22 protein-coding genes are annotated in these 24,903 nt (G+C 71.2%); 13 read left to right on the top strand and 9 right to left on the bottom strand.

The features are described 5' to 3' along the window. The first annotated feature begins 44 nt into the window (after positions 1 to 44). Positions 45 to 767, top strand: a complete 723-nt coding sequence (locus K3769_RS35710) for a dienelactone hydrolase family protein (RefSeq protein WP_267031683.1) — start codon at positions 45 to 47, stop codon at positions 765 to 767. 75 nt (positions 768 to 842) lie between these two features. Here the strand turns inward: K3769_RS35710 and K3769_RS35715 are convergent, their stop codons facing one another. Then, on the bottom strand, positions 843 to 1,751 hold the full coding sequence (locus K3769_RS35715) for a squalene/phytoene synthase family protein (protein ID WP_267030364.1): 909 nt from the start codon (positions 1,749 to 1,751) through the stop codon (positions 843 to 845). 112 nt (positions 1,752 to 1,863) lie between these two features. Then, the gene (locus tag K3769_RS35720) at positions 1,864 to 2,805 is read right to left on the bottom strand and encodes a lytic polysaccharide monooxygenase (protein WP_267030365.1); all 942 of its coding nucleotides are present in this window, start codon (positions 2,803 to 2,805) and stop codon (positions 1,864 to 1,866) included. A gap of 202 nt (positions 2,806 to 3,007) precedes the next feature. Between K3769_RS35720 and K3769_RS35725 the strand changes: the two genes are divergently transcribed. The 4 genes from K3769_RS35725 to K3769_RS35740 all read left to right on the top strand — a co-directional run bounded on the left by K3769_RS35725 (position 3,008) and on the right by K3769_RS35740 (position 6,449). Then, on the top strand, positions 3,008 to 3,688 hold the full coding sequence (locus K3769_RS35725) for an ABC transporter permease (RefSeq protein ID WP_267030366.1): 681 nt from the start codon (positions 3,008 to 3,010) through the stop codon (positions 3,686 to 3,688). Next, positions 3,685 to 4,350, top strand: coding sequence for an ABC transporter permease (locus K3769_RS35730; RefSeq protein ID WP_267031684.1), 666 nt, complete (start codon positions 3,685 to 3,687; stop codon positions 4,348 to 4,350). The genes K3769_RS35725 and K3769_RS35730 overlap by 4 nt, the downstream gene beginning before the upstream one ends. Beyond that, positions 4,347 to 5,306: an ABC transporter substrate-binding protein gene (locus tag K3769_RS35735; RefSeq protein WP_372515106.1), complete on the top strand. Its 960-nt coding sequence runs from the start codon at positions 4,347 to 4,349 to the stop codon at positions 5,304 to 5,306. The genes K3769_RS35730 and K3769_RS35735 overlap by 4 nt, the downstream gene beginning before the upstream one ends. A 78-nt stretch (positions 5,307 to 5,384) precedes the next feature. Further along, positions 5,385 to 6,449 (top strand): hypothetical protein, encoded by a 1,065-nt coding sequence (locus tag K3769_RS35740; protein ID WP_267030367.1) that lies wholly within the window; start codon positions 5,385 to 5,387, stop codon positions 6,447 to 6,449. Here the strand turns inward: K3769_RS35740 and K3769_RS35745 are convergent. The 7 genes from K3769_RS35745 to rhaI all read right to left on the bottom strand — a co-directional run bounded on the left by K3769_RS35745 (position 6,416) and on the right by rhaI (position 15,462). Beyond that, positions 6,416 to 7,570, bottom strand: a complete 1,155-nt coding sequence (locus K3769_RS35745) for an ABC transporter ATP-binding protein (RefSeq protein WP_267030368.1) — start codon at positions 7,568 to 7,570, stop codon at positions 6,416 to 6,418. The genes K3769_RS35740 and K3769_RS35745 overlap by 34 nt on opposite strands. A gap of 23 nt (positions 7,571 to 7,593) precedes the next feature. Then, entirely contained in the window at positions 7,594 to 8,241 is a 648-nt protein-coding gene (locus K3769_RS35750; RefSeq protein WP_267030369.1) for a LutC/YkgG family protein, read from the bottom strand. Continuing rightward, positions 8,238 to 9,713, bottom strand: a complete 1,476-nt coding sequence (locus tag K3769_RS35755) for a LutB/LldF family L-lactate oxidation iron-sulfur protein (protein WP_267031686.1) — start codon at positions 9,711 to 9,713, stop codon at positions 8,238 to 8,240. Before K3769_RS35755 ends, K3769_RS35750 begins: the two co-directional genes overlap by 4 nt. 20 nt (positions 9,714 to 9,733) lie before the next feature. Then, positions 9,734 to 10,486: a (Fe-S)-binding protein gene (locus K3769_RS35760; protein WP_267030370.1), complete on the bottom strand. Its 753-nt coding sequence runs from the start codon at positions 10,484 to 10,486 to the stop codon at positions 9,734 to 9,736. 116 nt (positions 10,487 to 10,602) lie between these two features. Further along, entirely contained in the window at positions 10,603 to 12,039 is a 1,437-nt protein-coding gene (locus K3769_RS35765) for a rhamnulokinase (protein ID WP_267030371.1), read from the bottom strand. A gap of 23 nt (positions 12,040 to 12,062) precedes the next feature. Next, entirely contained in the window at positions 12,063 to 14,114 is a 2,052-nt protein-coding gene (locus K3769_RS35770; RefSeq protein ID WP_267030372.1) for a bifunctional aldolase/short-chain dehydrogenase, read from the bottom strand. Positions 14,115 to 14,301: 187 nt separating this feature from the next. Continuing rightward, positions 14,302 to 15,462, bottom strand: coding sequence for an L-rhamnose isomerase (rhaI, locus tag K3769_RS35775; RefSeq protein ID WP_267030373.1), 1,161 nt, complete (start codon positions 15,460 to 15,462; stop codon positions 14,302 to 14,304). Positions 15,463 to 15,745: 283 nt separating this feature from the next. Here rhaI and K3769_RS35780 point away from each other — a divergent pair, with 283 nt between their 5' ends. The 8 genes from K3769_RS35780 (at position 15,746) to K3769_RS35815 (ending at position 24,900) form a co-directional block, all read left to right on the top strand. Then, entirely contained in the window at positions 15,746 to 17,263 is a 1,518-nt protein-coding gene (locus K3769_RS35780) for a sugar ABC transporter ATP-binding protein (protein WP_267030374.1), read from the top strand. Beyond that, positions 17,260 to 18,300 (top strand): ABC transporter permease, encoded by a 1,041-nt coding sequence (locus tag K3769_RS35785; RefSeq protein WP_267030375.1) that lies wholly within the window; start codon positions 17,260 to 17,262, stop codon positions 18,298 to 18,300. Before K3769_RS35780 ends, K3769_RS35785 begins: the two co-directional genes overlap by 4 nt. Next, positions 18,293 to 19,282 (top strand): ABC transporter permease, encoded by a 990-nt coding sequence (locus tag K3769_RS35790; protein ID WP_267030376.1) that lies wholly within the window; start codon positions 18,293 to 18,295, stop codon positions 19,280 to 19,282. The genes K3769_RS35785 and K3769_RS35790 overlap by 8 nt, the downstream gene beginning before the upstream one ends. A 58-nt stretch (positions 19,283 to 19,340) precedes the next feature. Beyond that, entirely contained in the window at positions 19,341 to 20,426 is a 1,086-nt protein-coding gene (gene rhaS / locus K3769_RS35795) for a rhamnose ABC transporter substrate-binding protein (RefSeq protein ID WP_267030377.1), read from the top strand. 95 nt (positions 20,427 to 20,521) lie between these two features. Next, the gene (locus K3769_RS35800) at positions 20,522 to 20,842 is read left to right on the top strand and encodes an L-rhamnose mutarotase (RefSeq protein ID WP_267030378.1); all 321 of its coding nucleotides are present in this window, start codon (positions 20,522 to 20,524) and stop codon (positions 20,840 to 20,842) included. 94 nt (positions 20,843 to 20,936) lie between these two features. After that, positions 20,937 to 22,358 (top strand): BNR repeat-containing protein, encoded by a 1,422-nt coding sequence (locus tag K3769_RS35805; protein WP_267030379.1) that lies wholly within the window; start codon positions 20,937 to 20,939, stop codon positions 22,356 to 22,358. Positions 22,359 to 22,437: 79 nt separating this feature from the next. Beyond that, the gene (locus K3769_RS35810) at positions 22,438 to 23,463 is read left to right on the top strand and encodes a LacI family DNA-binding transcriptional regulator (RefSeq protein WP_267030380.1); all 1,026 of its coding nucleotides are present in this window, start codon (positions 22,438 to 22,440) and stop codon (positions 23,461 to 23,463) included. 135 nt (positions 23,464 to 23,598) lie between these two features. Next, positions 23,599 to 24,900 carry an alpha/beta fold hydrolase gene (locus tag K3769_RS35815; protein ID WP_267030381.1) on the top strand — a complete coding sequence of 434 codons (1,302 nt, stop codon included), beginning with the start codon at positions 23,599 to 23,601 and terminating at the stop codon, positions 24,898 to 24,900. The last annotated feature ends 3 nt before the right edge of the window (positions 24,901 to 24,903 follow it).

Genomic DNA, 24,903 nt, shown 5'->3' on the forward strand with positions numbered 1-24,903 from the left:
ACACGACCGTGCACAGCACGGACACCCACACCCCGAACACGAACATGCAACTCACGTCCGAGCAGCGCCTCGACGACGGCGTCCTCGTACGTGAATTCACCCTCGGCGAGATCCCCGGCACCCTGTGGACGCCTGCGTCCGCCACCCCGGCCCCGCTGATCCTGATCGCCCACAACAACGGCCTGCCCAAGAGGGACGCCCGCTTGGTGGCCCGGGCCCGGCACGCCGCGGGGCGCGGCTACGCGGTGGCGTCCATCGACGCCGCCGGGTGCGGTGACCGGCCCCGTTCCGCCGCCGAAGAACAGACCCGCGCCGACCTCCGGCGGGCGATGCGGGCCGGCGAGCCGGTCGACGAGATCCTCGAGTCCCTCGTGGGCCCGCTGGTCGAGAAGGCGGCCCCGGAGTGGCGGACCACCCTGGACGCCCTGCTCTCGCTGCCCGGGATCGGCGGCCCGGTCGGATACTCGGGGTGGACCGCCCTCGGCATCCGGCTGGCGGTCTCCGAACCCCGTATCGCCGCCGCCGGCTTCTTCGCCGGGGGGTACGTGCCCCACGCCCAGCGCGAGGAGGCCCGGCAGGTCACCGCCCCTGTGCTGCTCCTGCTGCAGTGGGACGACGAGGGGAACCCCCGGCAGCGTGCCCTGGACCTGTTCGACACCTTCGGCACCCGGCAGAAGACACTGCACGCCAACATGGGCGGCCACACCGGCACCCCGTGGTTCGAGGCGGAGGACGCGGGCCGGTTCTTCGACCGACACCTGAAGTGAGGCCGGCCGGACGCCGCGCCGCGGTGCCCGGCCGGTACACCGCTCCGCGGCGGGCGAACCTCGCCTGCCGCGGAGCTAGAAAGCGGCGACGGCTGCGGGGCGGCGGCGGGTCAGGAGGCGCAGGCACGCCACCGGGCGGTCGCGCACCGGGCGGCGGGTGACGGTGGCGCCTCGGGCCGTCACCGATTCCAGGCGCTGGTGGTGCAGGTCCAGGATGAAACGCATCAGCCGCCGGTGTTCGTCCGAGCAGTGGTCGAGCAGCACGCCCGCCTCCCGGAGCGTGCCGCGCGCGGTGCGGGCGGTGGCCGCGACCAGCGCCCGTACCCCGGGCAGGTCGCGGCCCCGCTCCAGGTCCTCGCGCGTGATGTCGTACCGGTCGAGATCGCTGACGGGCAGGTACAGGCGCCCGCCGCGCAGATCCTCGTGCAGGTCGGTCAGGATGTCCGTCCGCTGGGCCGCGTCGGCGAACAGCCGGCAGGCGTCGGCGAACTCGGCGCTGCCGCCGCCCTGATGGGCCAGCCCCGAGGTGATCATCAGGAACGGCCAGGTGAGCCGCTCCACGTACCGCTGGTAGTCGGCCTCGGTGGCGAAACCGGGGAAGTCGAGGTCGATCCGCGCGCCGTCCAGATACGAGTCGACCCACCGGAGCGGCAGCTCACGGGCTGCCGCCGTGTGCAGGAACGCGCGCAGCAGCGGGTGCTCGGCGCTTCCCGAGTCCAGCGCCGTACGCACCTGCTTGTTCCACGCGTCGTAACGCCGGGTGCGTTCCTCGACCGTGCCCCGGTCGCAGATGTCGTCGGTGTAGGCGGCGAACGCGTAACCGGCGAGGACGTGCGGCTGATGGTCCGCGGGCACCATCAGGCGCACCGCCAGATAGCCGGCCGGCTCCCGTCGCCGCATGAACCGCGCGACCTTCATGTAGTCGTCACGCAGCACGCCGTGGTTCACCTCGGCCGCTTCCAGACTCCTCCGCCAGGTCCGCACGTTCCGCTCTCCTGAGACTGCCGGTCCTCAACCACCCAAGCGACCAACGCTACCAGTCACGCGATCTTCGGCGGACGGCAGGTCCGGGCGGGCGGGGCGGCAGCTCAGGGCGTCAGCGGCGCCTGCGCAGGGTGTACGCGGCGCCCGCCGTGATCAGGAGTCCCGCCGCGCCGCCCGCGACGAGGGGCAGAGCGGGGGCCCGGTCGTCGCCGGAGGTGGCGGAGGAGACCGCCTCGCCGGGATCGCTGGTCACCGTCTCGGACGGCTGCGGGGGAGTGCCGGTCACGTCGGCCGGGGACTTCGACGGGGAGGGCGCGGCGCTGGTCTTTTCCGCCACGGACTTCGACGGCGACGCGACCGGCTTGCGCGTCGCGGACCCGGCGGACCCGGCAGAACCGCCGGACCCGGCCGCGTCCTTCGCGGCGGGGAAGACCACGTCCGAGCAGGAGTAGTAGGTGTCCGGCGTACTCGTGTTCTGCCAGATCGTGTACAGCAGATGGCGTCCGGTGCGGTCGGCCGGCAGCTCGGCCTTGATCCGGTACGCGCCGTTCACCAGCGCCGGGTCGGTGGCCGTCGCGAACGGCCGGTCCGGCAGGTCGGACCACTTGAGCGGCTTCGCCGGGTCGTAGCCGGGCTTCGTCAGGAACAGCTTGAACGTTCCTGTGTGCGGGATCGTCGACCTGTAGGTGAGCGTCATGCTCGCCCCGGCGGTGAGCCGCGTCGAGGGCCAGTCGGCGCGCGCCAGGTCCAGGCCCCGGTAGGCGGCGAGGCCCCCGCTGCACAGCTTGCCGTCGGGGACGACCTGCCGGTCCCGGCCGTTCACCCCCGCCAGCCGCAGATTGTCGAAGACGGCGACGCCGGAGGCGGTGGCGGCCCGGCAGGCCGCCGACTGCGCCCGCTGACCGCTCTCGGGGGAGCAGGCCACCGCCCGGCTGACCGGATCCGTCGGCGCCCCGTGTGCGGCGGCGGGCCCGGCGGCCCCCACCACGAGCAGGAGCGGGGCCGTCCCGGCGAGGACGACGAGTGCGGCGGTGCGGGGTGCGGCGGTCGTCATGGTCGGGATTCCTCCTGGGCCGGCGGGCGGCAGGGGAAGCCCGCTGTCCCTGAAGTACGGGAGAGGCGCGAGGGGCGTTCAACGGTCCTCCCACGGACACCGCCGTCCCCAGGGCATCCCTTGTCCGGGCCCTCACGTCCGGCACCCCCCGTACGGCTCAGCAACGCGCGCCACCCGCCGCCCGCCCCACTGGAATGGACCCGTGACCGCGCCCCCGGACGACTGCCTCGCGCGCAACGAGTGGATCTGCGGCGACTACCTGAGCACCCGCCGCCACATCCTCCTCGACGCGGTCGGCCAGCACCTCCAGCTCACCGTGCTCTCCGTCCTCATCGGCCTGGCGATCGCCCTGCCCCTGGCCGTACTGGCCCGCCGCTGGGGCTGGGCCGCCGGCCCGGTGCTCGCCGTCACGACCGTCCTCTACACGATCCCGTCGCTGGCGATGTTCTCCCTTCTCCTGCCGGTGTACGGACTGTCGGCGGCCCTCGTCGTCGCCGGACTCGTCCTCTACTCGCTGACCCTGCTCGTACGGAACATCCTGGCCGGACTCCGGGCCGTACCCGAGGACACCCGGCAGGCGGCCCGCGGCATGGGATACGGGCCCGTCCGGCTCCTGCTGACGGTAGAGCTGCCGCTCGCCCTGCCCGCCGCCATGGCGGGGCTCAGGATCGCCACAGTCTCGGCGGTCTCCCTCGCCACGGTCGGCGCGATCGTCGGCTTCGGAGGACTCGGCAACCTCATCTACGCGGGCATGAACACCTACTTCAAGGCCCAGGTCCTCACCGCGTCCGTGCTGTGCGTGGTCATCGCGGTCGCCGCCGATCTGCTGCTGCTCGGGATCCAGTGGCTGATCACCCCCTGGACGAGAGCGAAGCGCGGATGAACACCCTCACCGACGCCTGGCACTGGCTCACCGACTCCGCGCACTGGGCCCGCGACGACGGCGTCTGGCACCGGCTCGGCCAGCATCTCGTCCTGACCGTGGTCTGCCTCGTGATCAGCTGTCTGATCGCGCTGCCGGTCGCCCTCGTGCTGGGCCACCTCGGCCGGGGCGGCGCGCTGGCCGTCAACATCTCGAACGTCGGCCGGGCCGTCCCCACCTTCGCGGTACTGGTCCTGCTGCTGCTCACCCCCCTCGGCGACCGGGGCGAGGGCCCCACCGTCGTCGCGCTCGTCCTGTTCGCCGTACCGCCGCTGCTCACCAACGCCTACGTCGGGATGCGCGAGGTCGACCGTGACGTCGTACGGGCGGCCCGCGGCATGGGGATGACCGGCGGGCAGCTGCTGTGGCGGGTCGAGGCGCCGCTCGCCCTGCCGATGATCATGGGCGGGGTGCGGATCGCGGCCGTGCAGCTGGTGGCCACCGCCACGATCGCCGCGCTGGCCGGCGGCGGCGGACTCGGCCGGATCATCACCGCCGGCTTCAACCTGGCGAGTACGCCACAGGTCGTCGCCGGGGCCGTGCTCGTGGCCGTCTTCGCCCTGCTCGTCGAAGCGGTCTTCGAGGCGGCCGAGCGGCTGCTGCCCCGACGGGGCACCCGGTGAGGCGGCGCGCGGCCCTCGCCGGCCTGTTCCCCCTCTTCCTGGCCCTCCTGCTCCTGCCGGCCGGGTGCTCCTCCGGTCCCTCCCTGGAGACGCGGGGCGAGGTCACCGCACCGCCCGGTGACAGCAGGGAACTGACGATCGGATCGGCCGGCTTCACCGAGAGCGACCTGCTCGCCACCATGTACGGACTGCTGCTGAAGCAGGCGGGCTACACGACGTCGACGCTCACCGTCGCCAACCGCGAACTGTACGAACCGGCACTGGAGTCGGGCCGGATCGACGTCGTCGCCGAGTACGCGGCGACCTTCGCGGACTGGCTGAACGCCAAGACCAACGGGGCGGACGCGCCCGCCGTCGGCTCGCCCGACCTGGACGCCACGATGGCCGCGCTGCGGAAGCTGGCCGCGCCCCGCGGGCTCACGGTCCTCGACCCCGGCGGGGCCGTCGACCAGAACGCCTTCGCCGTCACGCGGGCCTTCGCCCGTGAACACGGTCTCAGGACACTCAGCGACCTGGGCGCCTCCGGCGTGCGGGTGCGGCTCGCGGCGGGCGACGAGTGCGTACAACGGCCCTACTGCGAACCGGGACTGAAGAAGACGTACGGCATCGACGTCACCGGCGTGGACCCCAAGGGCGTCGGCACTACGCAGGCGAAACGGGCCGTGCAGAACGGCCAGGACCAGATGGTGCTGACCACCACGACGGACGCGACCCTCGACGACTTCGGCCTGATCCTGCTCACGGACGACAAACACCTCCAGAACGCCGACTACATCGTGCCGGTGGTCAACCGCTCGCGGGCGGGCGGCAAGAGGGTCGCCACGGCTCTCGGCAAGCTCAACGACGTACTGACGACACGCGACCTGGCCGCCATGAACCAACAGGTGGACAGCTGGCGCCGGCTGCCCGAGGACGTGGCCCGGACGTATCTGCGGGACAACGGATTGCTCCCGTAGCGGGACCGTGACGACTGTGGCCGTACTGGTGCGCCGCGACGGCTTCCGGCACGGCCCCCACGTCGGTACACGTCTTACATGGAAAACGGGGGACACCGCCCGACGAGGCGGGAGAAATTATCGGAAACGGTGGTGGGGGCGCCCACGATCAACAAGCCCGTGCTGCTGAGCGAACTCGACTGCGTATCGAGCGGGGACTACCAGAAGCTGGGCAGATCGTTCCCGAAGCAGCAGCTGGAACTGCAGCGGCTGTACGGGGTCTCGCAGCGGGCCTTCGAGAGGGAGACCAGGATCTCGCTGATGGCCACCGTGGAGTACACGCTGCGCAGTGCGCTCAGCTCTCCGCAGCTCGACGAGAAGCCGCGCAGCTCCAGCCTGGAGGACTACCTGGACAAGGAGATCGCCGGCATCAGGGCCAGGGTCCGCCAGGACAGGGCGGTGGCCGTCAGCCGCGGGCTCAACGTCGGCCTCGCCGGCGGCCTGCTGATCAGTCTCGTGCTGCTGAGCCTGCCGCTGATGGCGGGTGCGTGGGGGTGGCTCGGGCACCTGGGGATCACTCTGAACTGCAGCGACCGCTGGACGCTCATGGGTGTCTTCCTGAGCGGCGGCGCCGGGGCGTTCGGCGCGGTGTTCAGCGTGCTGGCGCGACTGCGCAACAGCGGGGACGAACTGACCCGCCGCAAGGCCAACGGACACAGCGCGGCCGTCGTGCCGGGTCAGATGTCGCGGAGCATGCGGCACGAGGGCGTCTACCGCGTCGTCATCGGCTGGGTCCTCGGTATCGCCGTGTTCCTGCTGCTGAGCGCCGAGTTCGTCCAGGTGATCGAGATACCGGTCGCCACGGCCGACATCTGCGGTGGCGGTGAGGGGGCGAACACCTCGTTCTGGGTGTTCTGGTGTGCCATCGGCTTCCTGTCGGGGTTCAACGAACGATGGACCTTCGGACTGCTGAACCGCTCGCCCCGTTCCTACGGCGCGGATCGCACAGACGGCGCGGATCACACAGGCGACGCGGACCGCACAGGCAGTGCGGACGACACCGGGGGCGGGGACGGCACAGGAGCCAGGGAAGCGGCGGGCGGCGCGGACAGCGGCCGGAGGAGCAGGGCTCAGGCGTCCGCCACCGAGTCGAAGTCCACCTGACCCCGCGGCACCCCGAGCGCGTCCGCGTCCACCGAGCGGCGCAGCGCCTCGTGCAGCTTCGCCGGGGTCAGGACGCCGAGGAAGCGCGCCCCGTCGAGCACGGCCACCCAGCCGGCGTCGTGCTGGAGCATCACGCCGAAGGCCTGCTTGAGCGGGGCGCCCACCGCGACCCAGGAGTTCATCCGATGGGCGAGGGCGGCCACCGTGCCGCCCCCGGCCAGCTCCTCCGCACCCACCCAGCCGTGCAGATCGCCGCCCGCGTTCAGGACGACCGCCCAGCGGGCGCCCTCCGCGCGGAGCCGGCCGGCCGCCCGGTCGGCGGGCTCGTCGAGGCGCACGACCGGCGGCTGCTCCAGGTCGTCGGGCTCGATCTCGGTGACCGACAGCCGCTTCAGGCCCCGGTCGGCGCCCACGAAGCCCGCCACGTACGGGGTCGCCGGGGTGCCCAGCACCGCTCCGGGCGTGTCGTACTGCTCGATGCGGCCCTGCCCGTACACGGCGATGCGGTCGCCGAGCCGGACGGCCTCCTCGATGTCGTGCGTGACCAGCAGCACCGTCTTGCGCACGGCCCGCTGCATCTGCAGGAACTCGTCCTGCAACTGCTCGCGCACCACCGGGTCGACCGCCCCGAAGGGCTCGTCCATCAGCAGGACGGGCGGGTCGGCGGCCAGCGCCCGCGCCACGCCGACACGCTGGCGCTGTCCGCCCGAGAGCTGGTCCGGATAGCGCGGGCCGAACGTCTTCGGGTCGAGGCCCACCAGGTCCAGCAGCTCGGCGGCCCGGGCCCGCGCCTTCGCCCGCTTCCAGCCGACGAGGGTGGGCACGGTCGCCGTGTTGTCGAGGACCGTCCGGTGCGGGAAGAGGCCCACCTGCTGGATGACGTAACCGATCCGCCGGCGCAGCCGCACCGGGTCGACCGTCGCGATGTCCTCGCCGTCGACGAGGATCCGGCCCGAGGTCGGCTCGATGAGCCGGTTGACCATCATCATGGTCGTCGTCTTGCCGCAGCCGGACGGGCCCACGAGCGTGACGAGTTCGCCCTCGGACACCTCGAAGGAGAGCCCGTCCACCGCGGTCGTACCGTCCGGATAGCGCTTGGTGACCTGTTCGAACCGGATCATGCCTTTCACGCTAACCGCGTCGGTCACTCCCCGCTCACCAGCACCACCTCAAGGGTGCGCGGACCGTGCACCCCCTCGACCCGGTCGAGTTCGATGTCACTGGTGGCGGACGGGCCGGAGATCCAGGTCAGCGGGCGGGCCGGGTCGAGGCGTTCCAGTCCCTGCGGCACGGAGGACACGACCTGGTCCGGGACGCGGACGACGCAGATGTGGTGGTCCGGGACGAGCGTGATCCGGCGGCGGCCCTGATCCGGACTCCCGTCCAGCACGAGGGTGCCGGTCTCGGCGATGGCGACGGCACACGCCGTGACCACGCTGTCGACCCGGTCCAGTTCGGCCGGGGTGTCCGCGGCGGAGTCGGGCACCCGGGTGACCTCGGTGGCCGCGAGCCACTCAGGGTCGAGGCCCACCGGTACGGAGACCGCCGCCGAACCCCGCTCCGCCAGCAGCCGGGCGATCGTCCCGGCCAGCTCACCGGCCGTGCAGCGGTGCACGAGCGCCCGGTAGTCCGCCAGGTTCCCGGCCAGCAGATCCACCGTCGCGGCGACACTCCGGTGACCGTGCTCGCGCAGATACGGGCGGGCGAAGGCCTGGTCGTACGGCGTGTCGTCCTGTGGCACATCGGCCAGCGCGCGCCGCACCCGGGCCAGGATCAGCTCCCTGCTGCTCACTTCGAGGTGTCCTTTCCGCCGCGTGTCTCCTGTCCGCCCTTCGTCCGCTGCCACCAGTCGCGGAACGGCTCCGCCGGAACGGCCGGCAGCGACCGGGTCTCGCTCCACGCCCTGCCGGGGCCCGGCAGCGTCCGCGGATGGAAGCGGCGGGTCCGGGACGCCAGCCGCTGGCCGGTGCGCAGCACGCCCGGACGGCCGAACGCCCACCGGGCGGCGCGCATCGCCGCACGCTCGGCGGCATGCCCCTTCGCGGGCTTGAGCACGACCTTGGCGCCCTCGCGGGTCACGGCACCGCCCTGCACGACCCGTTCCCGCAGATGCACCAACACCTCCGGGATGTCGATCGCCACCGGGCACACCTCGTAGCAGGCACCGCACAGCGAGGACGCGTACGGCAGGGAGGCGTCGATCTCGCTCTCGGTGCCCCGCAGCTGGGGGCTGAGGATCGCGCCGATGGGGCCCGGGTAGACCGAGCCGTACGCGTGGCCGCCCGCCCGCTCGTACACCGGGCAGACGTTGAGGCACGCCGAGCAGCGGATGCAGCGCAGCGCCTGGCGGCCCACCTCGTCGGCCAGGGTGTCGGTGCGCCCGTTGTCGATGAGGACCAGATGGAAGGCCCGCGGCCCGTCCTCGTCCGTGGTGCCGGTCCACATCGAGGTGTACGGGTTCATGCGCTCGGCCGTCGAGGAGCGGGGGAGGGTCTGCAGGAAGACCTCCAGGTCCTGCCAGGTCGGCACGATCTTCTCGATGCCGACGACCGAGATCAGCGTCTCGGGCAGGGTCAGGCACATCCGGCCGTTGCCCTCGGACTCCACCACGACCAGCGTGCCGGTCTCGGCGACCATGAAGTTGGCGCCGGAGACGCCGACCTTGGCGCGCAGGAACTTCTCGCGCAGGTGCAGACGGGCCGCGTCGGCCAGTTCGGCGGGCGTGTCCGTCAGGCCTTCGGGTGCCGGGCGGCCCCACTCGCTCATCTCCCTAGCGAAGATCTCGCGGATCTCGCCGCGGTTGCGGTGGATGGCCGGGACGAGGATGTGCGAGGGCCGGTCCTTGCCCAACTGCACGATCAGCTCGGCGAGATCGGTCTCGTAGGCGTTGACGCCCTCGGCTTCGAGCGCTTCGTTCAGCCCGATCTCCTGCGTGGCCATCGACTTGACCTTGACGACCTCGCTCTCCCCGGTCGCCTTCACCAGGGACGTGACGATGCGGTTGGCCTCGTCCGCGTCGGCGGCCCAGTGCACGGTGCCGCCCGCCGCCGTGACCGACTCCTCCAACTGCACGAGATAGCGGTCGAGATGACGGAGTGTGTGGTCCTTGATCTGCTTGCCGGCCTCGCGCAGCTCGGCCCAGTCGGAGACCTCCGCGACCGCGTTCGCGCGCTTGGCGCGGATGGTGTGCGTCGCGTGCCGCAGATTGCCGCGCAGGGTCTGGTTGTGGACGGCCTCGTGCGCGGCCTCGGGAAAGGCCGGCATACCGAGATAGGTGCCACCGCTCATGCCCGTTCCTCCTCCGTGCTCGCCAGGATCTCCGCGATGTGGACCGGGCGCATGCCCGTCCTGAGCCGGGTCATGGTGCCGCCGATGTGCATGAGACAGGAGTTGTCGGCGGCACACAGTACGTCGGCGCCCGTCGACTCGGCGTTGCGGACCTTGTCCGCGCCCATCGCCGCCGAGACATCGGAGTTCTTCAGGGCGAAGGTGCCGCCGAAGCCGCAGCACTCGTCGGCGCCCGGCAGCTCCTTGAGCTCAAGTCCCCTGACGGCCTGGAGCAGTCGGCGCGGCCGGTCGCCCAGACCGAGACTGCGCAGGCCGTGGCAGGTGGGGTGGTAGGTGACCGTGTGCGGGTAGTACGCGCCCACGTCGGTCACCTTGAGCACGTCCACCAGGAACTCGGTCAGCTCGTACGTCTTCGGTACGACCGGCGCGAGGGCGGTGGCGAGGCCGTCGCCGCGGCCCTCCGCGCGGGCCCGCTCGCCCATCCGGGGGTACAGCTCGCGGACCATCGCGCCGCACGAACCGGAGGGGGTCACGATCGCGTCGTACCCGCCGAACACATCGGAGAAGTGCCGCGCGAGTGGTTCGGCCTCGTGGCGGTATCCGGTGTTGTAGTGCGCCTGTCCGCAGCAGGTCTGCGCCATCGGGAAGTCGACGTCGACGCCCAGTTTGGTCAGCAGCTTCACGACGGCTCGGCCTGTGTCCGGATAGAGCGTGTCGTTGACACAGGTCAGGAACAGGGCGACACGCATCGCGGCTCCTATAGGTCATTCATCGGATGGGTACACGGTACGCGGCGCGGGGTCCTGCCGGAATGAGGGGCGCCGGACGCGGTTTCGGGGGCGCCCGGACCGGGCCGGGTTTCCTGTCACAGGCCGCTCAGCCGGGCTTCTGCCGCCTGCCACGCCGCCGTGTCGCCCTGTGGCTCGTAGCGGGTCAAGGGCTGTGTGCGGGCCAGTAGCGCGCGCATCTCCGTGCGGTCGCCGACCTGGCCGTGGGCGCGGGCCTGGACCAGGACGTTGCCGAGGGCCGCCGCTTCGGGCGGGCCCGCCACCACCGGGAGGCCGCAGGCGTCGGCCGTGAGACGGCACAGCAGGGCGTTGCGGGCGCCGCCGCCGACGATGTGCACGGCGTCGACCGGGTGGTCGGCCAGCTCCCGTGCCTGGAAGACCGCCCGGCGGTGGGCGAGCGCGAGCGAGTCGAGGATGCACCGGGTGATCTCGGCGTGGGACCGGGGCACCGGCTGCCGAGACGCGCGGCAGGCGTCGGCGATCCGGGCCGGCATCCGGCCGGGGGCCAGGAACTCCGCGTCGCCCGCGTCCACGACGGACCGCAACGCCGGCACCTCGGCCGCGGCGGACAGGAGTGCGCCCAGGTCGGGTTCGCCCCACTCCCGCAGGCACTCCTGGAGCAGCCACAGGCCCATGATGTTCCGCAGATAGCGGACCGTGCCGTCCAGGCCCAGTTCGTTGGTGAAGTTCGCCGCGCGGCTCGCCGCGGTGAGGACGGGCGCTTCCAGCTCCAGGCCCGCCAGCGACCAGGTCCCGGTGCAGATGTACGCGAACCGCTCGCCCACCGCGGGGACGGCCGCGACGGCGGAGGCGGTGTCGTGGGAGCCGACGGTCGTCACCGGGACGGGACCCGTCAGCCCGGTCTCCTCCAGGACGCCGGGCCGCAGCAGACCGGCCGGGTCCCCGGGCCGCCGCAGCGGTGCGAAGAGGTCCAGGTCGATACCGAGGCGGGCCGCGACGTCGTACGACCAGTCACCCGTGCGCGGGTCGATCAGCTGGGTGGTGGAGGCGTTGGTGAGCTCCGTGCCGGCCTCGCCCGTCAGCCAGTACGTCAGCAGATCCGGGATGAGCAACAGGCGCTTCGCGTAAGCCAGTTGGGCCGACGAACGGGCCGCCACCAGCTGGTACAGCGTGTTGAAGGGGGCGTACTGGAGACCGGTGGCCGCGTACAGCTCGGCGGCGGGCACGGTGGCCCACACCTTCTCCGCGACGCCCTGGGTGCGGGTGTCGCGGTAGTGCACCGGGTTGCCGAGCAGCGCCCCGTCGGCGTCGAGCAGGCCGTAGTCCACGGCCCAGCTGTCGATGCCGACCGAGTCGACGGGCCCCGCCGCGCGCAGCCCGTCCAGGACTCCGGCGTACAGGGACAGGATGTCCCAGCGCAGCCCCTCGGGCGTACGCACCGGCCGGTTCGGGAAGCGGTGGGCCTCCGTCAGCTCCAGCGAGTCGGGGCCGACGCGGCCGACCATGACGCGTCCGCTGGACGCGCCGAGGTCGACCGCGGCGTACGACGTCACAGCCGCTCCCCGGGTGAGGTCCGTCATCGCAGGAACGCGGCGGCGACGCCGGCGTCGACCGGGACGTGCAGTCCGGTGGTGTGCGTGAGGTCGCCGCCCGTGAGGGCGAAGACGGCGTTCGCGACGTGCTCGGGCAGGACCTCGCGCTTGAGGATGGTCCGCTGGGCGTAGAACTCGCCGAGCTTCTCCTCCTCGATGCCGTAGGTGGCCGCGCGCTGGGCGCCCCAGCCGCCGGCGAAGATCCCCGAACCGCGGACGACGCCGTCGGGGTTCACGCCGTTGACGCGGATGCCGTGCTCGCCCAGTTCGGCGGCGAGGAGGCGGACCTGGTGGGCCTGATCCGCCTTGGTCGCCGAGTAGGCGATGTTGTTCGGGCCCGCGAAGACGGCGTTCTTGGAGGCGATGTAGATGATGTCGCCGCCCAGCTTCTGCGCGGTCATCACCCGCGCCGCCTCGCGCGAGACGAGGAAGGAACCGCGGGCCATGATGTCGTGCTGGAGGTCCCAGTCCTTCGCCGTGGTCTCCAGGAGCGGCTTGGAGATGGAGATGCCGGCGTTGTTCACGACGAGGTCGACACCGCCGAAGGCGAGGACCGCCGCCTTGAAGGCCTCGGTGATCTGCTCCTCTGAGGTCACGTCCACGGTGACGGCGACGGCCTTGTCGGGGCCGCCGAGCGCGGTGGCGACCTCGGCCGCGTTCTCCGCGTTCAGGTCCGCGATCACGACACAGGCGCCCTCGGCGACGAGCCTTTCGGCGATGGCCTTGCCGATCCCGCTGCCCGCGCCGGTCACGAGCGCGACCCGGGTGGCCAGCGGCTTGGCCTTCGGCATCCGCTGGAGCTTGGCCTCTTCCAGGGCCCAGTACTCGATGCGGAACTTCTCCGACTCCTCGATCGGCGCGTACGTCGAGACGGCCTCGGCGCCGCGCATCACGTTGATCGCGTTGACGTAGAACTCGCCCGCCACGCGCGCGGTCTGCTTGTCCTTGCCGAAGGAGAACATGCCGACGCCGGGGATCAGCACGATCGCCGGGTCCGCGCCGCGCATGGCGGGGGAGTCGGCGTCGGCGTGCCGCCGGTAGTAGGCGGCGTACTCCTCGCGGTACTCGGTGTGCAGCTCCTGCAGCCGCGCGATCGCCTCGTCCAGCGCGGCGGTCGGCGGCAGATCGAGGACGAGCGGCCGGACCTTCGTACGGAGGAAGTGGTCGGGGCAGGAGGTGCCGAGGGCGGCGAGCCGGGGGTGCTCGGCGCTCGCCAGGAAGTCGAGGACGACCTCGGAGTCGGTGAAGTGCCCGACCTGGGGCCGGTCCTGGGAGGCCAGCGCCCGGATGACGGGGGCGAGGGCCGCGGCCCGCTCCCGCCGCTCGGCGCCGCCGAGTGCGGCGTACCCGTCGAGGACCGGGCCGAAGGGCTCGGCCTTCCCGCGCTCGACGAGGAACTTCTCGGCGGTACGGATGATGTGCAGGGAGTTGCGCTCGCACTCCTCGGCGGTGTCGCCCCAGGCGGTGATGCCGTGCCCGCCCAGGACGCAGCCGACGGCCCGCGGGTTGGCCTCCTTGACCGCCGCGATGTCCAGCCCCAGCTGGAAACCGGGCCGCCGCCACGGCACCCACACCACACTGTCCCCGAAACACTCGGCGGTCAGCTTCTCCCCGTCGGCGGCGCAGGCGAGCGCGATCCCGGAGTCGGGGTGCAGATGATCGACGTGGGCCGCGTCGACCAGCCCGTGCATGGCGGTGTCGATCGACGGCGCCGCCCCGCCCTTCCCGTGCAGGCAGTAGTCGAAGGCGGCGACCATCTCGTCCTCGCGCTCGACGCCCGGGTACACGTCCTTCAGCGCGAGCAGCCGGTCGAGCCGCAGCACGGCGAGCCCGCCCTCGGTCAGGGTGCCCAGGTCGCCCCCGGACCCCTTGACCCACATCAACTCGACGTCCCCGCCGGTCACGGGATCGGTCTCGGTCCCCTTCGCGGACGTGTTCCCGCCCGCGTAGTTGGTGTTACGGGGATCGGCCCCGAGCCGATTGGACCGCCCGAGCAGAGCGGCGGCTTCGGGATGGGGACGGGAAGGGGTTGCCATGTTCCGGTTCCTTAAGAAGAGGAGAGAGGGGAAAGCCCCGTCAGGGGCGCGGGACGCTGTCGACGTGCGGCCCCGCCGGGCGCGACCGGCCGAAGCGCACCGGCGGCCGGGCCCGGGCCTCAGGCCCGACGGCGAGCGGACCGCACCGCGCAGACGGCTGGAGGGCCTACGCAGCAGGCTGGAAGGCTTACGCCCCCCACCCCGCCTGCTGCCCTCCGACCCGCTCGGACGCGATCTTCTCCGCCCACCCGGACCGGTGGTACGCGGCGATCGGGTCGGGGTCGAGCCCCAACTCCTCGCGGACCTCGCCCACCAGCGGACGCACATCCGTGTTGTACGCGTCCATCAGCACCGCGTTGGACGCGAGCACGTCCCCCGCCCGCTGCGCCGTGGCCAGCGCGTCCCGGTCGACGAGCAGCGCCTTCGCCGTGGCCTCCTGCACGTTCATCACGGAACGGATGATCGCCGGGATCTTCGCCTCGATGTTGTGGCACTGGTCGAGCATGAACGCCACGTCCGCCGTGAACCCGCCTCCCCGGATGACCTCGTACATGATCCGGAACAGCTGGAAGGGGTCGGCCGCGCCCACCATCAGGTCGTCGTCCGCGTAGAAGCGCGAGTTGAAGTCGAACGCGCCGAGCTTCCCCTCCCGCAGCAGCGTGGCGACGATGAACTCGATGTTGGTGCCGGGCGCGTGGTGGCCCGTGTCGACGACGACCTGCGCCTTGGGGCCGAGCTTGAGGCAGTGGGCGTACGCCGTGCCCCAGTCCGGCACGTCGGTCGCGTAGAAGGCCGGCTCGAAGAACTTGTACTCCAGCAGCATCCGCTGGTCGTCACCGAGACGCTCGTACACCTGCGCGAGAGCTTCGGAGAGCCGGTCCTGGCGCTCCCGGAGGTCGTCCTGGCCGGGATAGTTCGTACCGTCCGCGAACCACAGCTTCAGGTCCTTGGAACCCGTGGCGTCCATGATGTCCACGCATTCGAGCAGATGGCCCACCGCCTTGCGGCGCACCGCTGCGTCCGGGTGGCAGACGCTGCCCAGCTTGTAGTCGTCGTCCTGGAAGGTGTTGGAGTTGATCGCGCCGAGGGTCAGTCCGCGCTCCTCGGCGTGCTTCGCCAGCGCCGCGTAGTCCTCGACCCGGTCCCAGGGGATGTGCATCGCCACGGTGGGCGCGGCCCCGGTGAACTCGTGCACCTTCGCCGCGTCGTCCAGCTTCTCGAAAGGATTGCGGGGGACCCCTGGCTGCGCGAACACCTTGAAGCGGGTTCCCGAGTTCCCGTACGCCCACGACGGCGTCTCTACTGCCTGGGTCTTGAGGGCGGCCTTCACCGCGGCGAGCTCGGTCACTTCGGGGCTCCTGTGACTTCCGTTGAGGCATCGGTTCCGAACGGCTTCTGAACACCATGGCTCTGAAACGATTCAGAAGGCAGAAGTTATGAGCCCCCTGAAGGGCTGTCAACCCCTCCGGCGCGTACGCCTTGCCGTGACTCGGTTGTGACCTTTGGCTATCGAAAATTTCGGCCGGTACCCATTGACGTGACCTGGGCTACATGTCTAACGTCCCGGCAACCTAGTTGAAACCTTTCACGACGTCGTGAGGCCGCATCGCCCGCGTCGTTGAGGAGCCCTCATGACCCACCGGTCCGACGCGGATCCGGCCCCCGTGCTGGCACTCAAGGACATCTCGAAGTCCTTCGGTGCCGTACGCGCCCTGCGGGACGTGTCCCTGGAACTCTTCCCCGGCGAAGTGCACGCACTCGCCGGAGAGAACGGCGCGGGCAAGTCGACCCTCATCAAGACGCTCGCCGGCGTGCACCGACCGGACGCCGGTCAGGTGCTCCTGGACGGCGAGCCCACCCTCTTCCACGGTCCCGCCGACGCCCGCGACGCGGGTATCGCGGTGATCTACCAGGAGCCCACTCTCTTTCCCGACCTGTCGATCGCCGAGAACATCTTCATGGGGCGCCAGCCCCGGCGGGCCCTCGGCCGCATCGACCACAAGGCCACGCACGCCGCGACCCTGGCCCTCATGCAGAGGCTCGGCGTCGAGCTCGACCCCGACCGCCCGGCGCGCGGCCTGTCCATCGCGGACCAGCAGATCGTGGAGATCGCCAAGGCGCTCTCCTTCGACGCCCGCGTCCTGATCATGGACGAGCCGACCGCCGCCCTCACCGGCAGCGAGGTGGCCCGCCTCTTCGGCGTGGTCCGCGCACTGCGGGAGCAGGGCTCGGCCGTGCTGTTCATCTCGCACCGGCTGGAAGAGATCTTCCAGATCTGCCGGCGCGTCACGACCCTGCGCGACGGCGCGCTGATCTCCAGCGAACCGCTCGACGGCATGACCGAGGAGGACCTCGTCCGCCGTATGGTCGGCCGCGACCTCGACGAGCTCTACCCCAAGCAGGACGTCCGGGCCGGCGAGGTCGCGCTCAGCGTGCGCCGCCTGACCCGTGAGGGTGTCTTCACCGACGTCTCCTTCGACGTCCGCCGCGGCGAGATCGTCGGCCTCGCCGGACTCGTCGGCGCCGGGCGCACGGAGGTCGCCCGGGCCGTCTTCGGCGTCGACCGCCGGGACGCCGGAGAGGTCGAGCTCGACGGGAAGAAGCTGACGAACGGCGCGCCCTCCACGGCCATGGCCGCGGGTCTCGCCCTCGTCCCCGAGGACCGCCGCGCCCAGGGCCTGGTGATGGACATGTCCATCGAGCGCAACATCGGCCTCACCGGACTGCGCAAGACCGTCAGGGCCGGACTGATGGACCGCGGCGCCGAACGCAGCCGCTCCCTCGACTGGGCCGTCAAGCTCCAGGTGAAGTACGCCCGGATCGCCGACACCGTCAACACCCTGTCCGGCGGCAACCAGCAGAAGGTCGTCCTCGCCAAGTGGCTCGCCACCGGCCCCAAGGTGCTGATCGTCGACGAGCCCACCCGCGGCATCGACGTCGGTACGAAGGCCGAGGTCCACCGGCTGCTCAGCCAACTGGCCGCCGACGGGGTCGCCGTCCTGATGATCTCCTCCGACCTGCCCGAGATCCTCGGCATGGCCGACCGGGTCCTCGTCATGCACGAGGGCCGGCTCACCGCCGAGATCGCACGCACCGACGCCACCGAGGAAACCGTGATGGCCGCAGCCACCGGGAGGGCAGCCGCGTGACGGTCACCGCTCCCGAAACCGCCCCCGCCCCCGAGGTGCCCAGGTCCAGCGGCACCCGGCTGGTGGACCGCGTCTTCAAGATGCGCGAACTGGCCATCCTGGTCGTCTTCCTGGTGATGATCGTCATCACCCAGATCGGCAACAGCGACTTCCTGTCCGAGCAGGGCATCAAGGACCTCCTGCTGAACGCGACCATCCTCGTGCTGGTCGCCACCGGCCAGTCGCTGGTCGTCATCACCCGCAACGTCGACCTCTCCGTCGGCTCGACGCTCGGCATCAGTGCCTTCGCCGCCGGCACCTATCTGGAGGGCGGCGGCAACTCCGCCGTCGCGATCGTCCTCGCGGTCCTGCTCGGCGTCGGCTGCGGCCTGGTCAACGGACTGCTCGTCAGCCTCGGTCAGGTGCCCGCGCTCGTCGTCACCCTCGGCACGCTCTACATCATCCGGGGCATCGACTCCATCTGGGTCGGCTCCCGGCAGATCACCGCGGCCGGCCTGCCGGACGGCTTCATCGACTTCGGCTCCGGCGGCATCTCCGCCGTGCCGTACCTGGCGCTGATCGCACTGGCGGTGCTGGTCACCACGGCGTACTACCTCAAGCACTTCGGCAGCGGCCGGGAACTGTACGCGCTCGGCTCCAACCCGGAGGCCGCCCGCCTCGCCGGCATCCCCGTACGCAAGAGGATCCTCGCCGCGTACACCTTCTGCGGAGCCCTCGCGGGCCTCGCCGGCGCCCTGTACCTCGCCCGGTTCGGCAACGTCGACTCCGGCACCGGCAACGGCTACGAACTCACCGTCGTCAGCGCGGTCGTGGTCGGCGGCGTCGTCTTCACCGGCGGCTCCGGCAGCGTCTACGGGGCGGCCCTCGGCGCGCTGCTCCTCACCTCCATCAACAGCGTGCTGCCCGCCCTCGGCGTCAGCTCCGTCTGGGTGCTCGCCATCAACGGCGTCCTGCTCATCCTCGCCATCGCGGTCGACCGGATCGTCGCCCTGCGCGTGGCGACCGCACTGAAGAAGAGGAACGCCCGCCATGGCTGACTCCGCCCTCACGCGCGCCGTCCGCTGGGACACGGTGGTGGGTGCCCTTCTCATCGTCGTCCTGCTGCTGTCCTTCACCACCGTGGACGGCTTCGGCAACGCGCTCAACCTGTCGTTCCTCATCGGCAACACGCTGCCCATCGCGCTGATCGCCCTGCCGATGACCATGCTCGTGGTGTCCGGCGAGATCGACCTCTCGGTGGCCTCCACGGCCGGTCTGTCCGGCGCCGTGATGGGCGCCCTGTGGAACCAGGGCATGACCATCGAGACGATCATCCCGGTCTGTCTGCTCCTCGGTGTGGTGTGCGGACTGATCAACGGGCTCCTGGTGACCCGCCTGGGACTGCCGTCCCTCGCCGTCACCATCGGCACGCTCGCCGCCTACCGGGGCATCGCGCAGATCGTGCTCGGCTCCGACGCGGTGACCGACTTCCCCACCCAGTACCTGGACTTCGCGGCCGGCCGCCTCGGGGACACCTTCATCCCGTACGCGTTCCTGCCCTTCCTGGTGCTGCTCGCGATCGCCGTGGTCGCGCTGCACGCCACCCCGTTCGGACGATCCCTGTTCGCGGTGGGCGCCAACGAGGAGGCCGCACGGTTCGCCGGCATCCGCGTCAAGCGGCAGAAGCTGATCCTGTTCACCGTGACCGGCCTGATGGCCTCGCTGACCGGCATCTTCTGGGCGCTGCACTACGCCAGCGCGCGGTACGACAACGCCACGGGGCTCGAACTCTCCGTCGTCGCGGCCGTGCTCCTCGGCGGGATCGACTTCGACGGCGGCAAGGGCACGCTCGGTGGCGCGATCGCCGGTGTCTTCCTGCTGGGCGCCCTGCAGAACGTGATGAGCCTTCAGGACGTCTCCGCGCAGTCGCAGATCGTCGTCACGGGTGTGCTGCTCGTGCTGTCCGTGCTCGGGCCGCGGGTCGCCCGGCAGGTCTCCGTCGCGCGGGCGGGGCGCCGGGCCCGGAGTTCCACAGGTTAGTCCCGTCCCCCTTCGGGGCGCCCTCGATCGTATTCACCACTTTTGTAAAGGACCCCTCATGCGCAAGTCATCCCTCCGCCGGGCCTGTGCGGTTCTCGCGGCCACCACCTCCCTCGCCCTGGCCCTCACCGCCTGCGGTGGCGGGACCTCCAAGGACGACGTCAAGGACGAGGGCGGCTCGAACGCGGCGGCCGGCAAGGCCGACCCGAACGCGGCCACCAAGAAGGGCCTGACCGTCGGCTTCCTGCCCAAGCAGGTCAACAACCCGTACTTCACCTCCTCCGACAAGGGCGGTGAGAAGGCCCTCACCGAGCTGGGCTCGAAGTACAAGGAGGTCGGCACCAACAGCGGCACCGACACCGCGGGACAGGTCTCCTACGTCAACACGCTCACCCAGCAGCAGGTCGACGCCATCGCCGTCTCCGCGCAGGACCCGGGCGCGCTCTGCACCTCGCTCAAGCAGGCCATGAAGAACGACATCAAGGTCGTCACCTACGACTCGGACACCAAGACCGACTGCCGCAACGCCTTCGTCTCGCAGGCCAGCGCCGAGGACCTGGGCCGCACCGAGGTGCAGCTGCTCGCCGAGCAGATCGGCTACAAGGGCGAGATCGCGATCCTGTCCGCCGCGCAGACCGCGACGAACCAGAACACCTGGATCGACTTCATGAAGGACGAGCTGAAGGACCCGAAGTACAAGGACATCAAGCTCGTCAAGACCGCCTACGGCAACGACGACGCCCAGCAGTCCTTCCAGCAGACCCAGGGCCTGCTCCAGGAGTACCCGAAGCTGAAGGGGATCATCTCCCCGACCACGGTCGGCATCAAGGCCGCCGCCCAGTACCTGTCGGGCTCCAAGTACAAGGGCAAGGTCAAGCTGACCGGCCTCGGCACCCCGAACGACATGCGCAAGTACGTCAAGAACGGCACCGTCGAGGCGTTCGAGCTGTGGGACCCGGCGAAGCTCGGCGAGCTGGCCGCCCGTACCTCCGTCGCGCTGGTCTCCGGCCAGATCACCGGCAAGGAGGGCGAGACCTTCAAGGCCGGCGACATGGGTGAGTTCACCATCGGCAAGGACGGCGTGATCAACCTCGGCAAGCCGACCGTGTTCAACGCCAAGAACATCGACGAGTTCGACTTCTGATCCCGGCCGATACCGGCGCCGACAGCAGGGCCGCCCTCCGCGTCACGGGCGGCCCGGCCACGGCACTCTCCCCCCACGACCTGGAGTGGTACGTCATGCAGCGTGTCTGTTTCCTGCTCAAGGTCCGCGCGGACCGGCTCGACGAGTACCGCGAGAGACACACCACCGTGTGGCCCGAGATGCGGGAGGCGCTCTCGGCCACCGGCTGGCACAACTACTCGCTCTTCCTGCGCGAGGACGGCCTGCTGGTCGGCTACCTGGAGACCGAGGACTTCGCGGCGGCGCGGGCGGGCATGGAGGCCACCGGGGTCAACGCCCGCTGGCAGGCCGAGATGGCGCCGTTCTTCGAAGCCCTGGACGGCGCCCGCCCTGACGAAGCCATGAAGCCGCTCACCGAGGTCTTCCACCTCGCCTGACGACCCACCGCCCCACCGACCCGCCGACCCCGTCAACCGTGCTCTTCCCCCGCTCGTTCCCCTCCCCGTCCCCACACGCCACGGAGCCCCGGACATGAAGAGACGCACCCTGCTCGCGACCGCCCTGCTCGGTACCGCGGCGGCCCCCGCCCTCGCCGGAACGGCCAGGGCGGCGGCCCCCGGCCCCTCGCTCACCCGGGCCGGGACCAGCACGCTCGACAGCCAGGCCATCTTCTTCGTCTCCTACGACGGCCTGGTCAACAACAACTCGTTCCAGAAGAACGCCCTGCTCACCCACAGGGGCTACCAGTACGCCGCCTGGTACACCGCCGACCGCAACGCCGTCATCGGCCGCCGCGTGCTCGGCGCGAGCACCTGGTCGACCGTCAAGGTCGGACACACCCTGCGCTACGACGACTCCCACAACGTCATCTCCATGGGTGTGTCCAGGACCGACGGCCGCCTCCACCTCCACATGGACTCCCACAGCGACGGCTTCACCTACGTGAAGTCCGTGGCCGGGCTCATGGACAACCCCGCCGGCCTGACCTGGACCGCGAGCCGCTTCGGCGCGCCGCAGTCCACGCTCGACGGACTCGCGCTCACCTCGCAGTTCACCTATCCGCAGTTCGTCTCCACGCCCGAGGGGAAGCTCCAGCTCAGCTACCGCGTGGGGGTGTCCGGTAACGGCCGCAACGCCCTCGCCGAGTACAACGGCACGTCCTGGACGGTCCTCGGCGAGTGGAGCGCCTCCACCGGCACGTACAGCAGCGAGCACGGCAGCAGCACCGCCCGCAACATGTACCTGCACGGCATCGACTACGACCGCGACGGGCGGCTGCACTCCTTCTTCACCTGGCGCGAGCAGAACAACGCGGTGATGTGCGCCGGCGGCGGCCTCACCAACCACGACACGGGATACGTCTACTCGGACGACCGCGGCCGTACCTGGCGCAACGACGCCGGCACGGTGGTCGGCACCACCGGCACCTCGAACACGGTCGCCGTCACCGACGGCGGCCTGGTGATCGACGCCCTCGATCCGGACCACTCCCTGATGAACCAGGAGAGCCAGGCCACCGACTCCGCTGGCCGCCCGCACGCGATCATCAGTTACGTCCCCGGCCGCTTCGGTCAGTGCACCACGAACTATGTCGCCGACCGGACGGCCAACGGCCGCGCCTTCCACGTCCGCAGGACCGCCACCGGCACCTGGCGCAAGACCGAGATACCCCTCGCCCTGAACTCCAGCCAGCGCACCCGGCTGGTCCTCGACAGGTACGACAACGCGTACGCGATCCTGCCCTTCGGCCGTATCGCCGCCGCGTCCGCCGCCTCCGGACACACCGACTGGACGACCCTGTTCGACGGCGCCGGACTCGACGCCTTCGGTGAGGTCCTCGTCGACGAGACGCGGATCGCCCAGGACGGCGTACTGTCCGTCCTTCACCAGGTCAGGTCCAGTGGCACGACGCCTTCGGCGCTGCGCGTCGTCGACTTCGGACTGCCCGCGTGAGGGAGTCCGTTCCGGGTGGGGACGCGGGTAATGTGACTGCGTGCCCACCACTCCCCGTTCCCCCGGAGGTAACCGCCTGATGGCCCAGTCGGTGGGTATCAAGGACGTCGCCCGAGTCGCCGGAGTCTCCGTCGGCACGGTCTCGAACGTCATCAACCGCCCTGACACGGTCGCCTCCGAGACCCGTGCCCGCGTGCTCTCCGCCATCGACCGGCTCGGCTACGTCCGCAGCGAGTCGGCCAGGCAGCTGCGCGCCGGACGCAGCCGGATCATGGGCCTGCTCGTCCTGGACATGGGCAACCCCTTCTTCGTGGACGTGGCGCGCGGCGCCGAGCGGGCGGCCCGCGAGACCGGCCTCGGCGTGATGGTCTGCAACAGCGCGCAGAGCGCCGGCGAGGAGGCCGACTATCTGTCGCTCTTCGCCGAACAGCGCGTCCGGGGCGTCCTGTTGACCCCCGCCGACGCGACCGGCCGCAACATAGAGGCCTTCCGCCGGCACGGCATCCCCTTCGTCCTCGTCGACCGCGTGGCCGAGGGCACCACCGAGTGCTCGGTCTCCGTCGACGACGTCGCGGGCGGCGCACTCGCCGTACGGCACCTGATCGACGCGGGCCACCGCTCCATCGCGTATGTGAGCGGGCCGCCCGGACTCACCCAGGTCACCGACCGCCGCACGGGCGCCCTGAACGCCCTCGCCGAGGCCGGACTCGGCCCCGAGTGCCTGCGCGAGCTGCCCACCGAGCGCTTGGACGTGGCCGCCGGCCGCGACGCGGGAGCCAGGCTGCTGGGCCTCGCCGACCGTCCGACCGCCGTCTTCTGCGCCAACGACCTGCTCGCCCTCGGTGTGCTGCAGGCGATGTTCGCGGCCGGCGTGAGCGTCCCGGACGACCTCGCGATCGTCGGCTACGACGACATCGAGTTCGCCGCCGCCGCGGCCGTCCCGCTGACCTCGGTGCGCCAGCCCGCCGTGACCATGGGCGCGCTCGCTGCGGAACTCCTCCTGGAGGAGACCGAGGCCGAAGCGGCTCCCGGCGCGCACCAGCACCGGCGCGTGGTCCTCCAGCCGGAACTGGTGGTGCGGCGCTCCAGCCTCCCACCGCGCTGAGGGGGCGTCCCGGCCCGGGCGACGCTGCTGAGCGGTTGGTCAGTACGCATTTCTTGATCCCCCGGTCTCGGCTCGCCGGAGAACTTGTGCTCAACTGGTTCGCGGTCAGGAATCCGTCCGTCTCGGGAGCCCCTTTTGAGCGCCACTTACCGTCAGCCCGGTGTCGTCCTCAGCGACCGCCGCTTCACCGTGCCCCTCGATCACGACGCCCCCACCGGGGAGACGATCGAGCTGTACGCCCGTGAAGTGGTCGCGAGCGACCGGACGGACCAGGACCTGCCCTGGCTGGTGTATCTCCAGGGAGGGCCCGGTTTCGGCGCCAACCGCTTCATCGGCAGACAGGCCTGGCTGGGCCGCGCGCTTGAGGACTACCGCGTCCTGCTGCTCGACCAGCGCGGCACCGGCAGCTCCACGCCCGCCAACCGGCAGACGCTCCCGCTGCGCGGCGGCCCCCGGGAACAGGCCGACTATCTCGCGCTGTTCCGCGCCGACTCCATCGTTCGCGACTGCGAGGCGATCCGCCCGGCCGTCACCGGCGGCGCCCCCTGGGCCGTCCTCGGCCAGAGCTTCGGCGGCTTCTGCGCGACCCACTACCTCTCCACCGCGCCGGAGGGCCTCAGCACGGCCCTGATCACCGGCGGACTCCCGACCCTCGACGGCCACGCCGACGACGTCTACCGGGCCGCGTACCCCCGTATCGAGCGCAAGGTCGCCGCACACTACGCGCGTTACCCCCAGGACATCGAGCGGGCCCGGCGGATCGCCGAGTACGTCCTGCTCAACGAGCCCGTTCTGGACGGCGGTTACCGGCTCACCGTCGAGGCCTTCCAGTCGCTCGGCATCCTCCTCGGCGGCGGCGAGGGCAGCCACCGGCTGCACTACCTCCTGGAGAACGCCTTCGTCCGCACCGCCCAGGGCACGGCCCTCTCCGACGCCTTCCAGGAAGAGGTCAGGCCCCTCCTCTCCTACGCCGGACATCCCCTGTACGCGCTGGTCCACGAGGCCTGCTACGGCCAGGGCGAGCGCCCCACCGCCTGGTCCGCCGAGCGGGTGCGCGCCGACTTCCCCCAGTTCGACGCCGCCAAGAGCCTCGCGGGCGACGGCCCCGTCCTGTTCACCGGCGAGTCCGTCCACCCCTGGACCTTCGACTGCGATCCCGCCCTGCGCCCGCTGCGCGAGACCGCGGACCTGCTGGCCGAGCGCACCGACTGGCCCGTCCTGTACGACCCCGCCCGCCTCGCCGCCAACGAGGTCCCCGTCGCCGCGGCCGTCTACCACGACGACATGTACGTCGACACGGACCACGCCCTGAAGACGGCCCGCACGATCCGCGGCCTGCGCACGTACGTCACGAACGAGTTCGAGCACGACGGCGTACGGGCGGGCGGCCCACGGGTCCTGGACCGCCTCCTGTCCCTGGCGAGGGACGAGGCCTGAAGG

The sequence above is a fragment of the Streptomyces ortus genome, assembly GCF_026341275.1.
GTDB classification, from domain to species: Bacteria; Actinomycetota; Actinomycetes; order Streptomycetales; family Streptomycetaceae; genus Streptomyces; species Streptomyces ortus.

Coding starts and splice junctions, on each gene's coding strand:
- K3769_RS35730 (WP_267031684.1), top strand. CDS start 3,685: ATGAACACCCTCACCGACGCCTGGCACTGGCTCACCGACTCCGCGCAC.
- K3769_RS35740 (WP_267030367.1), top strand. CDS start 5,385: ATGGAAAACGGGGGACACCGCCCGACGAGGCGGGAGAAATTATCGGAA.
- K3769_RS35810 (WP_267030380.1), top strand. CDS start 22,438: ATGGCCCAGTCGGTGGGTATCAAGGACGTCGCCCGAGTCGCCGGAGTC.
- K3769_RS35780 (WP_267030374.1), top strand. CDS start 15,746: ATGACCCACCGGTCCGACGCGGATCCGGCCCCCGTGCTGGCACTCAAG.
- K3769_RS35745 (WP_267030368.1), bottom strand. CDS start 7,570: ATGATCCGGTTCGAACAGGTCACCAAGCGCTATCCGGACGGTACGACC.
- K3769_RS35770 (WP_267030372.1), bottom strand. CDS start 14,114: ATGGCAACCCCTTCCCGTCCCCATCCCGAAGCCGCCGCTCTGCTCGGG.
- K3769_RS35790 (WP_267030376.1), top strand. CDS start 18,293: ATGGCTGACTCCGCCCTCACGCGCGCCGTCCGCTGGGACACGGTGGTG.
- K3769_RS35755 (WP_267031686.1), bottom strand. CDS start 9,713: ATGCCGGCCTTTCCCGAGGCCGCGCACGAGGCCGTCCACAACCAGACC.
- K3769_RS35710 (WP_267031683.1), top strand. CDS start 45: ATGCAACTCACGTCCGAGCAGCGCCTCGACGACGGCGTCCTCGTACGT.
- K3769_RS35720 (WP_267030365.1), bottom strand. CDS start 2,805: ATGACGACCGCCGCACCCCGCACCGCCGCACTCGTCGTCCTCGCCGGG.
- K3769_RS35800 (WP_267030378.1), top strand. CDS start 20,522: ATGCAGCGTGTCTGTTTCCTGCTCAAGGTCCGCGCGGACCGGCTCGAC.
- rhaS (WP_267030377.1), top strand. CDS start 19,341: ATGCGCAAGTCATCCCTCCGCCGGGCCTGTGCGGTTCTCGCGGCCACC.
- K3769_RS35760 (WP_267030370.1), bottom strand. CDS start 10,486: ATGCGTGTCGCCCTGTTCCTGACCTGTGTCAACGACACGCTCTATCCG.
- K3769_RS35805 (WP_267030379.1), top strand. CDS start 20,937: ATGAAGAGACGCACCCTGCTCGCGACCGCCCTGCTCGGTACCGCGGCG.